General features: G+C 69.2%; 12 protein-coding genes and 1 pseudogene. 5 read left to right on the top strand and 8 right to left on the bottom strand.

All coding sequences use genetic code 11. The features are described from left to right. Window positions 1-8: 8 nt before the first annotated feature. From AC1Z3W_RS33215 to AC1Z3W_RS33200, 4 genes are read left to right on the top strand one after another with little or no spacing between them, the layout of a single operon-like run. Complete coding sequence (locus tag AC1Z3W_RS33215) at window positions 9-956, top strand: carbohydrate ABC transporter permease (RefSeq protein ID WP_057929282.1); 948 nt, start codon at window positions 9-11, stop codon at window positions 954-956. After that, window positions 953-1,804, top strand: coding sequence for a carbohydrate ABC transporter permease (locus AC1Z3W_RS33210; RefSeq protein ID WP_057929281.1), 852 nt, complete (start codon window positions 953-955; stop codon window positions 1,802-1,804). The genes AC1Z3W_RS33215 and AC1Z3W_RS33210 overlap by 4 nt, the downstream gene beginning before the upstream one ends. After that, complete coding sequence (locus tag AC1Z3W_RS33205; protein WP_057929280.1) at window positions 1,801-2,517, top strand: HAD family hydrolase; 717 nt, start codon at window positions 1,801-1,803, stop codon at window positions 2,515-2,517. Before AC1Z3W_RS33210 ends, AC1Z3W_RS33205 begins: the two co-directional genes overlap by 4 nt. A 55-nt stretch (window positions 2,518-2,572) precedes the next feature. Next, on the top strand, window positions 2,573-3,682 hold the full coding sequence (locus tag AC1Z3W_RS33200) for an ABC transporter ATP-binding protein (RefSeq protein WP_057929279.1): 1,110 nt from the start codon (window positions 2,573-2,575) through the stop codon (window positions 3,680-3,682). Between the two features lie 106 nt (window positions 3,683-3,788). On the opposite strand, the gene AC1Z3W_RS33195 is transcribed toward AC1Z3W_RS33200, so the two are convergent. From AC1Z3W_RS33195 to kynB, 7 genes and pseudogenes are all read right to left on the bottom strand, one after another. Continuing rightward, a complete protein-coding gene (locus AC1Z3W_RS33195) occupies window positions 3,789-4,796 on the bottom strand; it encodes a sugar-binding transcriptional regulator (protein WP_057929278.1) in 1,008 nt (335 codons plus the stop codon). 58 nt (window positions 4,797-4,854) lie between these two features. After that, on the bottom strand, window positions 4,855-6,336 hold the full coding sequence (gene xylB, locus AC1Z3W_RS33190) for a xylulokinase (protein ID WP_057929277.1): 1,482 nt from the start codon (window positions 6,334-6,336) through the stop codon (window positions 4,855-4,857). A 129-nt stretch (window positions 6,337-6,465) separates the two neighbouring features. Next, a complete protein-coding gene (dalD, locus tag AC1Z3W_RS33185; protein ID WP_483509329.1) occupies window positions 6,466-7,860 on the bottom strand; it encodes a D-arabinitol 4-dehydrogenase in 1,395 nt (464 codons plus the stop codon). Window positions 7,861-7,944: 84 nt separating this feature from the next. Then, window positions 7,945-8,307, bottom strand: a pseudogene (locus tag AC1Z3W_RS33180) (hypothetical protein); the annotation flags it as partial. An 89-nt stretch (window positions 8,308-8,396) separates the two neighbouring features. Further along, window positions 8,397-9,323 carry a tryptophan 2,3-dioxygenase gene (gene kynA, locus AC1Z3W_RS33175; protein WP_057929274.1) on the bottom strand — a complete coding sequence of 309 codons (927 nt, stop codon included), beginning with the start codon at window positions 9,321-9,323 and terminating at the stop codon, window positions 8,397-8,399. Window positions 9,324-9,402: 79 nt separating this feature from the next. Then, window positions 9,403-10,656, bottom strand: coding sequence for a kynureninase (kynU, locus tag AC1Z3W_RS33170; protein WP_057929273.1), 1,254 nt, complete (start codon window positions 10,654-10,656; stop codon window positions 9,403-9,405). A gap of 29 nt (window positions 10,657-10,685) precedes the next feature. After that, complete coding sequence (gene kynB, locus AC1Z3W_RS33165) at window positions 10,686-11,327, bottom strand: arylformamidase (RefSeq protein ID WP_483509328.1); 642 nt, start codon at window positions 11,325-11,327, stop codon at window positions 10,686-10,688. A gap of 130 nt (window positions 11,328-11,457) precedes the next feature. Here kynB and AC1Z3W_RS33160 point away from each other — a divergent pair, with 130 nt between their 5' ends. Continuing rightward, complete coding sequence (locus AC1Z3W_RS33160) at window positions 11,458-11,958, top strand: Lrp/AsnC family transcriptional regulator (protein ID WP_006477992.1); 501 nt, start codon at window positions 11,458-11,460, stop codon at window positions 11,956-11,958. Here AC1Z3W_RS33160 and AC1Z3W_RS33155 read toward each other — a convergent pair. Next, the gene (locus tag AC1Z3W_RS33155) at window positions 11,945-12,454 is read right to left on the bottom strand and encodes a flavin reductase family protein (protein ID WP_483509327.1); all 510 of its coding nucleotides are present in this window, start codon (window positions 12,452-12,454) and stop codon (window positions 11,945-11,947) included. The genes AC1Z3W_RS33160 and AC1Z3W_RS33155 overlap by 14 nt on opposite strands. Between the last annotated feature and the right edge of the window lie 154 nt (window positions 12,455-12,608).

Genomic DNA, 12,608 nt, shown 5'->3' with positions numbered 1-12,608 from the left:
CTCCGATCATGCGTCATTTACGTCTTCCCCTGAGCCACGCGTCGTCGGTCGGCGACGCGTCGTCGCCGCCGGGCGCGCCGCGCCGCGCGCGCGGCGGCGCGAGCTGGCTCGTGTCGCCGTCCGTCGCGGTGCTGCTGCTGTGGATGTCGATCCCGCTCGCGATGACGATCTGGTATTCGTTCTCGCGCTACAACCTGCTGAACCCGGACGTGAAGGGCTTCGCGGGCCTCGACAACTACCGCTTCCTCGCGACCGATCCGTCGTTCCTGCCCGCGATCTGGCACACGCTCGTGCTGATCGGCGCGGTGCTCGCGATCACGGTGGTCGGCGGCGTGCTGATGGCCGTGCTGTTCGACCGCAAGTTCTACGGGCAGGGCGTGGCGCGCCTGCTCGCGATCGCGCCGTTCTTCGTGATGCCGACGGTCGCCGCGCTGATCTGGAAGAACATGATCCTGCATCCGGTGTACGGGCTCGTCGCGAACGCGATGCGCGCGTTCGGGATGACGCCGGTCGATTGGTTCGCCGATTACCCGCTCACCGCCGTGATCATGATCGTCGCGTGGCAGTGGCTGCCGTTCGCGTTCCTGATCCTGTTCACCGCGATCCAGTCGCTCGACCAGGAGCAGAAGGAAGCCGCGCGCATCGACGGCGCCGGCCCGATCGCGATGTTCTTCTACATCACGCTGCCGCACCTGAAGCGCGCGATCGCGGTGGTCGTGATGATGGAGACGATCTTCCTGCTGTCGATCTTCGCGGAGATCTACACGACGACGGGCGGCGGCCCGGGCGATGCGACGACCAACCTGTCGTACCTGATCTACGCGCTCGGCCTGCAGCAGTTCGACGTCGGCCTCGCATCCGCGGGCGGCATCATCGCCGTCGTGGTCGCGAACGTCGTGTCGTTCTTCCTCGTGCGGATGCTCGCGCGCAACCTGAAGGGAGAGTACGAAAAATGAGCGACCTGACTTTCGAAGGCCGGCGTGCGCCGGCCCCGTTCGACCTCGCGCGGCGCGCGCTGCCCGGCGCGCTGGCGTGGCTGATCGCGCTGCTGCTGTTCTTCCCGATCTTCTGGATGGCGATCACCGCGTTCAAGACCGAGCAGCAGGCGTATGCGTCGACGCTGTTCTTCGTGCCGACGCTCGACAGCTTCCGCGAGGTGTTCGCGCGCAGCAACTACTTCGCGTTCGCGTGGAACTCGGTGCTGATCTCGGCCGGCGTCACGGTGATCTCGCTGCTGCTTGCGGTGCCGGCCGCCTACGCGATGGCGTTCTTCCCGAACCACCGCACGCAGAAGGTGCTGCTGTGGATGCTGTCGACCAAGATGATGCCGTCGGTCGGCGTGCTCGTGCCGATCTACCTGCTGTGGAAGAACGCGGGGCTGCTCGATACCGTGTCGGGCCTCGTGATCGTGTACACGCTGATCAACCTGCCGATCGCGGTGTGGATGACCTTCACGTACTTCAACGAGATTCCGAAGGACATTCTCGAAGCGGGGCGCATCGACGGCGCGTCGACGTGGCAGGAGATCGTCTACCTGCTGATGCCGATGGCGCTGCCGGGGCTCGCGTCCACCGCGCTGCTGCTCGTGATCCTGTCGTGGAACGAGGCGTTCTGGAGCATCAACCTGTCGAGCTCGAACGCTGCGCCGCTGACCGTGTTCATCGCGTCGTACTCGAGTCCGGAAGGGTTGTTCTGGGCAAAGCTGTCCGCTGCTTCGCTGCTCGCGGTCGCGCCGATCCTGATCGTCGGCTGGCTGTCGCAGAAGCAGCTCGTGCGCGGGCTCACGTTCGGGGCGGTCAAATGAGGGCGGCCGGCAAAGGTGCGGTGGTGGGCCACGGCTTGAACGTGCTGATCTGCGATTGCGACGGGGTACTGATCGACAGCGAGGCCGTCGCCGCCGACGTGATCGTGCGCGAGCTCGACACGCGCTGGCCGGGCGTCGACGCGCGGCCGGCCGTGATGCCGCTGCTCGGGCTGCGCATCGAGCGGGTGCTGGCCGGCGCGGGCGAGGCCGTCGGCCGCGCGCTGTCGGCCGACGACGTCGACGCGATCCGCCGCGCGGTCGAGGCGGCGGCCGTCAACGCGCCGATGGTCGACGGCATCGACACGGCACTCGCGGCGATCGGCCTGACGACGGCATGCGCGAGCAACAGCTATCGCGCGTACGTCGAGGCGGCGCTCGCGCGCACCGGCCTCGCGCGCTTCTTCGGCGACCGGCTGTTCTGCGCGGATGCCGTCGCGCGGCCGAAGCCCGCGCCCGACGTGTATCTCGCGGCCGCCCACGCGCTCGGCGCGGTGCCCGCGCAATGCCTCGTCGTCGAGGACAGCGCGACCGGCATCACCGCGGCCGCCGCGGCCGGCATGACCGTGCTCGGCTTCGTTGGCGGCGGGCACGCATCGGCCGCGCAGATCGACGCGCTGCGCGGGATCGGCGCGCGTCACGTATTCGACGACATGCACGAGCTGCCCGGCTACGTCGCGCGCTGGCAGGCGACGGGCGCCGTGCTGCCGAACTAGCAACGATTGCGCGCCGCGTCGAACGCGGCGCATCACGAACGAACGGAGACAGACCATGGCAAGCGTGCTCCTGCGCAACATCGCGAAGCGCTACGACGACACCGAAGTGCTGCGCAACGTGAACCTCGACATCGCCGACGGCGAATTCGTCGTGTTCGTCGGGCCGAGCGGCTGCGGCAAATCCACGCTGATGCGGATGATCGCCGGGCTCGAGGACATCTCGAGCGGCGACCTGCTGATCGACGGCGCGAAAGTCAACGACGTGCCGAGCGCGAAGCGCGGCATCGCGATGGTGTTCCAGTCGTATGCGCTGTACCCGCACATGACGCTGTATGACAACATGGCGTTCGGCCTGAAGCTCGCCGGCGCGAAGAAGCCCGAGATCGACCAGGCGGTGAAGCAGGCCGCGAAGATCCTGCACATCGACCACCTGCTCGACCGCAAGCCGAAGCAGCTATCGGGCGGCCAGCGGCAGCGCGTCGCGATCGGCCGCGCGATCACGCGCAAGCCGAAGGTGTTCCTGTTCGACGAACCGTTGTCGAACCTCGACGCGGCACTGCGCGTGAAGATGCGGCTGGAATTCGCGCGGCTGCACGACGAGCTGAAGACGACGATGATCTACGTGACGCACGACCAGGTCGAGGCGATGACGCTCGCCGACAAGATCGTCGTGCTGTCGGGCGGCGCGGTGCAGCAGGTCGGCACGCCGAACGCGCTGTATCACGCGCCGGCGAACCAGTTCGTCGCGGGCTTCATCGGCTCGCCGAAGATGAACTTCCTGACAGGCACGGTCGAGTCGGCCGATGCGACCGGCGTGCTGGTGCGCTTCGGCAGCGGCGAGACGCAGCGCGTCGCGGTCGATGCGGCGGGGCTGCAGCGCGGCGCGGTCGTGACCGTCGGCGTGCGGCCCGAGCATCTGCTGGTGGAGCCGGCGGCGACCGGCGTCGCCGCACGGACGATGGCCGTCGAATCGCTCGGCGATGCCGCGTATCTGTATGCGGAGTCGGCGGTCGCACCGGACGGGCTGATCGCGCGGATTCCGCCGCTCGACACGTACCGCACCGGCGAAGCGCTGCACGTGCATGCGCAGGCCGAGCACTGCCACTTGTTCGACGAGCAGGGTCAGGCGTTCCGGCGGCTGAGTGCGCACGCGAAGGCGGCGTGACGTATGAGCGCCCGGCAGTGCGCGCGCTCGTCGCGCCTGCCGGGTGCGGCAGGATGGGGGGCGACGCTCGCGCCGCGCGCCGTGCGTGTCCGAGCGTTCGGTGGCGTCAGGCCGCCTTCGCTTCGAGCGCCGCGCGCGCGCAGGTCTCGTCGGTGACGAGCCCCGACAGCCATCCGCCGCGCAGCGCGGCGATCACCGCGTCGCGCTTCTTCGGGCCGCCCGCGAACGCGATCGTCGGACGCTTCGGCGGCGTGTCGAGCGCGACGCTCGTCACGCGCGCGCTCGTCGACACGTCGATCCGTTTGCCCTGCGCATCGATCGGCACGCCGAGCAGCTCGGCCACCGCGCCGAGCGTGGTCATCTCGTCGCGCTCCTGTTCGGTGATGAAGCCGTCCTCGTAGAGCGGGCAATGCGGGCCGATGTTGCCGATCCCGACGAACGCGACGTCGGCATGCGCCGACAGCGCATCGACGATCCGGTACAGACGGTGATTGCACCATTGGGCGCGCTCGGCGTCGCTGTCGGCGAACAGCGGCGCGGGCAGCAGGAAGTGCTTGCTGCCCGTCTTCTCGGAGATGTATTGCGCGACGTCGTAGCGGTTCGACGAGCCGTCGGCCGCGATCGCGCCGACCATCGACACGAGCCGGTGCTGCGGCCGCTCGATCTGCGCGATCTGCGCGACCGCCGCCTTCAGCGTCCGGCCGCTGCTGACCGCGATCACCATCGGCCGCGTTTCGTTCAGGTAGCGCTCCATCACCTGCGCGCCGGCGACCGCGAGCTTGCGGTCGATCGCTTCGGGTGCGTCGGCATCGACCGGCACGACTTCGCACATCGCGAGCCCGTAGCGTTTCGACAATTGCGCGCCGAGATCGAGGCAGTCGGCGAGCTGGTGATCGACGCGCACGCGGATCAGGTTCTTCTCGACCGCGAACGCGACGAGGCGCTGCGCGACCGGGCGCGACACCTGGAGCTTCTCGGCGATTTCGTTCTGCGTGTCGCCCGCGACGTAGTAAAGCCACGCGGCACGCGTGGCGAGATCGAGTTTTTCTGAGGACTTGGACACGATAGCGGTTCGGTTCGGATCTGGGCCGGCCGTCAGGTGGCGCCACGGCATCCACTGTAACGCATGCCGGGCGCGCGGCCGACGGCCGCTGCACGCCGCTGCGGGGCGCTTACGCGAGCCGCGCGCGCGACGGTTCGTAAAGCGGGCGCACGTGGCGATACAGCGCGCGAAACGCGTCGAGGCGCTCGCGCAGCAGCGCGTGGCGCGCGGCGTCGGGCGCGTATTCGGCGCGCACCGGCGGCTTGGTCAGCACCGCATGCGGATCGCCGCCCACGGCGAGCCAGCCCAGGCGCGCCGCGCCGAGCGCCGCACCGGTTTCGCCGCCGCCGTGCTGGCGCGTGCGCACGTTCAGCGCGTCGGCGATCAGCTGCGCCCAGAACGCGCTGCGCGCGCCGCCGCCGATCAGCGACAGCCGGTCGGTTTCGACGCCGGCCGTGTGCAGCGCGTCGAGGCCGTCGGCGAGGCCGAGCGTCACGCCTTCGAGCACCGCATAGCCGAGATGCGCGCGCTCGGTCGCATGCGTCATTCCGAAGAACACGCCCTGCGCATACGGATCGTTGTGCGGCGTGCGTTCGCCGGACAGGTAGGGCAGGAACAGCGGCGCCGTCGCGAGCGCGTCCGCGTCGAGTGCCTCGATTTCGGCGAGCAGCGCCGGCTCGTCGGTGCCGGTCAGCTTGCAGACCCAGCGCAGGCAACTCGCGGCCGACAGCACGACGCTCATCAGTTGCCAGCGATCGGGGATCGCATGACAGAACGCGTGCACGGCCGATGCGGGATTCGGCATGAAGCGGTCGCCGACCACGCTCAGCACGCCCGACGTGCCGAGCGATACGAAGCCGTCGCCCGCGTGGATCGCGCCGATGCCGAGCGCGCTCGTCGCGTTGTCGCCGCCGCCGCCCGCCACCACGACGGCCTCCGACAGCCCGAGTGCGCGCGCGACGTCCGCGCGCAGCGTGCCGGACGGCGCGTTGCCTTCGACGATGCGCGGCATCTGGTCGCGCGTCATGTCGCATGCGGCGAGCAGCGCGTCGGACCAGTCGCGGCGCGCGACGTCGAGCCACAGCGTGCCGGCCGCATCGGACGGGTCGGAGACTTTCGCGCCGGTGAGCCGGAAGCGCAGGTAGTCTTTCGGCATCAGCACGCACGCGGTCGCGGCGAACACGTCGGGTTCGTGCTTCGCGACCCACAGCAGTTTCGGCGCGGTGAAGCCGGGCATCGCGAGGTTGCCGGCCAGCGCGTGCAGATCGGGTGCGCGCTCGGTGAGCAGCGCGCATTCGTCGGCGCTGCGCATGTCGTTCCACAGGATCGCGGGGCGCAGCACGCGATCGTCGCGGCCGAGCAGCACTGCGCCATGCATCTGGCCCGACAGGCCGATTCCGCGCACCTGCGCGAACGCTTGGCGGTGCCGTTCGCGCAGCGCCGCCAGCGCGGCGAGCGTGCCTTGCCACCAGTCGTCCGGATGCTGTTCCGCCCAGCGCGGGTGCGGCCGCGACACGTTGAACGGCGTGCCCGCGGTGCCGACCACGGTGCCGTCCGGGGCCAGCAGCAGCACCTTCACTTCCGAGGTGCCGAGGTCGATGCCGAGATACATGAGCGATCCGTTCCGTCAGTGAGGAGCCGCTACTTTAGCCGCACGCACGCGCGCATGCCAACGCAGGTTCGCCCGGATGCGCGGCCGCTTGCGAGCGGCCGGCCGCCGGGCCCGGCCCGGGGCAGCGCATCAGCGCTGCGTGAGCCATGCGTCGACGCGGGCGAGCCCGGCGCGCAGCGCGTCGAACAGCGCCGCGTTGCCGGCGAGCGAGCCCCACAGCGCGCGGCTCGCGCACAGCGCGACGACCGGGTCGTCGGCCTCGACGATCGCCCGTGCGGCGCCGTCGTCCATCACGCCGTCCTGGTACGCATACGGCAGCAAGCCGCGCGCCCAGCGCTCGAGAAAACGCAGGAACAGCGCCGGCAACACGGCGGTGGCGACCGGCGCCGCGCCGCGCGCGAACGATTCGACGAGCGTCGGCGCGATGAAGCCGGGAATCTTCGAGAAGCCGTCGGCCGCGACGCGCTGGTTCGTGTCGAGCACGTACGGGTTGCCGAAGCGTTCGAGCACGACGTCGCGATAGCGTTCGAGGTCGAGCGGGCTCGGGCTGAGGCACGGGATCACGTCCTGCGTCACGTAGTCGTGCGCGAAGCGGCGGATCGCCGCGTCGTGCGTGCCTTCGTGGATGTACGTGTAGCCCGCGAGCGTGCCGGCCCATGCGATGCAGCTGTGCGTCGCGTTGAGGACGCGGATCTTCGCTTCCTCGTACGGGTGCACGTCGTCGACCAGTTCCGCGCCGGCCAGCTCCCAGCGCGGCCGGCCGGCCGCGAAGCGGTCTTCGATCACCCACTGGATGAACGATTCGCCCATCACCGGGCACGCGTCGTCGATGCCGGTGGCCGCGCGCACGCGTTCGCGCACGTCGGCGGTCGGGCGCGGCGTGATGCGGTCGACCATCGCGCTGGGTGTCGCGACGTTCGCATCGAACCACGCGAGCAGATCCGTTTCGCCGCGCCGTTCGAGGAATTCGCGCATCCCCGCGCGAAAGCGCGCGCCGTTGTTGCGCAGGTTGTCGCAGCTCTGCAGCGTGAGCGGGCCCGCGCCGCGCGTCACGCGTTCGGCGAGCAGCGCCGCGAGCGCGCCGTACAGCGTCGTGCGCGCGCCCTGCAGGTCGGCTGCGAGATCCGTGTTCGCGAGGTCGAGCCGGTTGTGCTCGTCGAGGTAGTAGCCGCCTTCGGTGACGGTGAACGATACGATCCGGCACGCCGGGTCGGCACCGGCGTCGATCAGCGCAGCGAGGTCGATCGACCACGGCAGCACGCGCGAGATCGCACGGATCGTCTCGTACGCGCGCTCGCCTTGCGGCGTGACGGTTTCGAGCGTGTATGCGCCGTGCTGCGCGGCGAGCGCGTCCATCGTCGCGTGCATGTCGTCGCGGATGTTGCCGACGGTCAGCGACCAGCGTTCGCCGGCCGGCACGGCCGCGTTCACGCGATGCAGATACCACGCCTGGTGCGCGCGGTGGAACGAGCCTGCGCCGATGTGCAGCAGCACGGGCGTGCGTTCGGAGGGCGATTCGGTCATCCGGTGTCTCCTGTCGCGATCGGATCGCGCTCGGCCTGGCTTCAGCACTCGCGATCCGCGCTGTCGAATACGATCATTTGCTCTTCATGTGAGCGAATGATCGTATTCGGGCGGGCGAAAGTCAAGGTGGCGACACGGCATTTCGATGGTGCGCTGCGGCGCCGGGTGCGTTGCGCGGAAGCAGTCGGGGCAGTCGGGACAGGCGGGGAGGCGTGAGCATCCTTCGCGCTCATCGCGTGTCAGCGTGACGAGTTCGTCGAGCTGCTCGCCGGCCGGCACCGGCAGGATCCCGTGGCGGCGCCGGAACGCGCTGAGCGCGCGCAATGGATGGTGCGGTGCCGCAACGATATGGCTGCGATCTTCCCAGCGGCGCGCCGGAATCGCGACGATCTCGTCGGGGCCGGGCCCGTGCGCTCGCACGGTGCCGGCACGATCCGCATGATGACGGCCGACGGCGAACGGGCATTGCCGCGCAAAGGGGAAGAACCGGCCCGCACGTCGTCATGACGGCGGGCAGGCTCGGGGCGAATAGCGCGTTACAGCGTGGTGCGCACGTGCCACAGCTCGGGGAACAGCACGACGTCAAGCATCTTGCGCAGATACGGCGCGCCGCTGGTGCCGCCCGTGCCCTGCTTGAAGCCGATGATGCGCTCGACGGTCGTCACGTGACGGAAGCGCCACTGGCGGAACGCATCCTCGAGATCGACGAGTTCCTCGGCCATCTCGTAAAGCTCCCAGTGCTGCTGCGGATGACGATAGACCTCGAGCCACGCGGCTTCGACCGTTTCGTCATGCCGCATCGGCTGCGTCCAGTCGCGCTCGAGCCGCTCGGGCGCGATCGGGAAGCCGCGCCGCGCGAGCAGGCGCACGACCTCGTCGTAGAACGACGGCGCCTCGAGCGTCGCGCGCACCTGCTCGAGGATGTCGGGCCGGTGCGCATGCGGCTGCAGCATCTGCACGTTCTTGTTGCCGAGCAGGAATTCGAGCTGCCGGTACTGGTACGACTGGAAGCCCGACGACTGGCCGAGGTACGGCCGCATTGCCGAATACTCGGAAGGCGTCATCGTCGACAGCACGTTCCACGCCTGCACGAGCTGCTCGAGAATCCGCGACACGCGCGCGAGCATCTTGAACGCGGGCGGCAGCGCGTCGCCGCGCACCGCGTCGAGCGCGCCGCGCAGCTCGAAGAGGGCGAGCTTCATCCACAGCTCGCTCGTCTGATGCTGGATGATGAACAGCATCTCGTTGTGATCGGGCGACAGCGGATGCTGTGCATCGAGGATCGCGTTCAGCGACAGGTAGTCGCCATAGCTCATCGACTTCGAAAAATCGAGCTGCGCGTTGTGCCAGCCGGCTTCGCCCGCGGCATCGCCCGGCACGTGCGGCGCTTCATGAGCGGGTTGGGCCGCGCGTGCGCCCGAGAACGGGCAGCCCGCCGGCGCATCGTCGCCGGGTAGCTGCATATGACCAGAATTCACGACTCTCTCCAGATTTGAATGACGGGGGTGCGGCGCGCGGCCTGCGCGCGCCGGGCGATGTCGATCAGGTCACCGCGCCGCGCTCGGCGAACTCGGGTGCCTTCCACGCATCGGTGGCGAGGATGTCGCGCAGCGTCTCGACGGCATCCCACACGTCGACGAAGCGCGTATAGAGCGGCGTGAAGCCGAAGCGCAGCACGTACGGCTCTCGGTAGTCGCCGATCACGCCGCGCGCGATCAGCGCCTGCATCACCTCGTAGCCGTGCGGATGCTCGAAGCTCGCCTGCGAGCCGCGCTGGTGATGCGCGCGCGGCGTGACGAGCTTCAGCGACAACCCCGCGCAGCGTTGCTCGACGAGCGCGATGAACGCGTCGGTCAGCGCGAGCGACTTGCGGCGGATCGCGTGCATGTCGGTCTGCAGGAACACGTCGAGCCCGCATTCGACCATCGACATCGACACGATCGGCTGCGTGCCGCACAGGAAGCGCGCGATGCCCGGATCGGGCGCGAAGCCCGGCTGCATCGCGAACGGTGCGCGGTGGCCCCACCAGCCCGACAGCGGCTGCGAGAAATGTGCGTGATGGCGTCGCGGCACCCACACGAACGCTGGCGAACCGGGGCCGCCGTTCAGGTACTTGTACGTGCAGCCGACCGCGCCGTCCGCATGCGCGGCGTTCAGGTCGACCGGCACCGCGCCGGCCGAGTGAGCGAGATCCCACAGCATCAGCGCGCCCGCGTCGTGCACGAGCTGCGTGACGGCCGGCATGTCGTGCATGTAGCCGGTACGGTAGTTCACGTGCGTGATCATCGCGACGGCCGTGTCCGCGCCGAGCGCGCCGGGCAGGTCCGCCGGATCGTCGATCAGGCGCAGCTCGTAGCCGCCGCCGAGCTGTTCGATCAGTCCTTGCGCGATGTACAGGTCGGTCGGGAAGTTCGAGCGCTCCGACACGATCACGCGGCGCTCCGGCGCGCGCTCGGCCTGGTGGCGCACCATCGCCGACAGCAGCTTGAACAGGTTGATCGAGATGGTGTCGGTCACGACGGTCTCGCCGGGTGCGCCGCCGATCAACGTCGCGAGCTTGTCGCCGAGGCGGCGCGGCAGCGCGAACCAGCCGGCGGTGTTCCAGCTGCGGATCAGGCCTTCGCCCCATTCGGCGCCGATTACCTGTTGCGCGCGGGCGGCCGATGCGCGCGGCTGCGCGCCGAGCGAGTTGCCGTCGAGGTAGATCACGCCGTCGGGCAGCGCGAACTGGTCGCGCAGTGCGGCGAGCGAGTCGTCGCGATCGAGGGCGAGCGCGTCTTCACGGGTCTTGATCATGATGTCTGTCGGGTAAGTGGTTCGGGTAATCAGGATGAGTGGCCGGGCAGCGCGCGCAGCACCGCACGCACGGGGCTCGCGTCGAGCGTCGCGAGCTTCAGCGGCAGCGCGATCAGCTCGTAGTCGCCGGGCGGCACGTCGTCGAGCACGATCCCTTCGAGGATCGCCATCCGGTGGGCGCGCACGCGGTGATGCGCGTCCATGGTCTTCGATTCCTGCGGATCGAGCGACGGCGTGTCGATGCCGATCAGCTTCACGCCGTGCTCGGCGAGCAGGTCGACGGTCTCGGGCGCGACCGCGCAGAAGCCGCTGTCCCATTGCTCGATGCTGGCGCGCGCATAGGTGCGCAGCAGCACGCGCGGCGGCACGCCGTCGAGCGCGGCCTCGATGTCGGCCGGGCGCACGAGCGGCGACGCGCCGATGCAGTGGATCACGCGGCACGGGCCGAGATAGGTGTCGAGCGGCACCGCGCCGATCGGCGCGCCGTCGGCGTCGTAGTGCAGCGGCGCGTCGCAGTGCGCGCCCGTGTGCGGCGACAGCGTCAGGCGCGCGACGTTGACCGGCGAGCCGGCCTCCATCCGCCACACGCGTTCGACGGAAACCGGCGTATCGCCCGGCCACACGGGGGTGGCGGGGCTGACGGGCGGCGAGATGTCCCAGAGTGTGTCCATGGCATGTCGAATCGGTGAATCGATGCTTCGAATGATAGGTGGACGCTCGCAGAAAGTGCTTGCGAAATAAACATGGACAATCCGCTGGATTGGCAGATAATTCGAATCAGACGGAAAACGGGGATCAAAAATGCACGCGATCACGCTCGATGCCACCGACTGCCGGATTCTGGCGGTACTGCAGGAGGAGGGCAGAATCAGCAATCTCGACCTGGCCGAACGCATCTCGCTTTCGCCGTCGGCCTGCCTGCGCCGGATGCGCCTGCTCGAGGAGCAGGGCGTAATCGAGCACTATCGCGCGTGCCTGAGCCGCGAGAAGCTCGGCTTCGAGCTCGAGGCGTTCGTGCAGGTGTCGATGCGCAACGAAGAGAATCAATGGCACGAGCGCTTCGCGGAAGCGCTGCGCGAATGGCCGGAGGTGGTCGGCGCGTTCGTCGTGACGGGCGAGAGCCACTATCTGCTGCGCGTGCTCGCGCACAACCTCAAGCACTATTCGGATTTCGTGCTGAACCGGCTCTACAAGGCGCCGGGCGTGATGGACATCCGTTCGAACATCGTGCTGCAGACGCTGAAGGACGAAGCGGGCGCGCCGGTCGGGCTGGCGCGCACCGGGGCGATCAAAGCGGTGTGAGGCCGTGGAAGCCGCCGCCGTGGAACACGAGCGGCGGCGCGGTGTCCGACACGGCGCGCACGCCGCAGCGTTCCACTTCGCCGACGAAGATCACGTGATCGCCTTCGTCGTAGCGGCTGCGGTTGTGACATTCGAACCATGCGAGCGCACCGTCGAGCACCGGCATGCCCGAGTTGCCGGCCGCATGCGCGATTCCCTCGAAGCGGTCGCCCTTGTAGGTCGAGAAGCGCTTGCACAGGTCGAGCTGCGATGCCGCGAGCACGTTCACCACGTAATGGCTGTTGCTGCGGAACACAGGTGTCGACGCCGATTTGTGCGCGAGGCTCCACAGCACGAGCGGCGGATCGAGCGACACCGAGTTGAACGAGCTCGCGGTGATGCCGATCAGTTGCCCGGACGGCGCTTGCGTCGTGATGACGGTCACGCCCGTCGCGAACTGGCCGAGCGCCTGGCGGAATGCGGCCGCATCGAAATCCGGCGGGGTGGCGTGGTTCATCGGGCGGCCATCCGGAACGAAACGGACGGGCGCGGCGCGCGGCGGATGCAACGGGCGCGGCGGACGAAAGGCGGCAAGGCCGGGGCGGTCGGTTGGGAAGTGGTGCGCATGGCCCGATTTTAGCGGAATCGCGACCGCCGGGCCCGTGCGGACG

Source organism: Burkholderia sp. 10_S31, from assembly GCF_056930375.1.
This window is presented reverse-complemented; position numbering and strand designations above follow the sequence as displayed.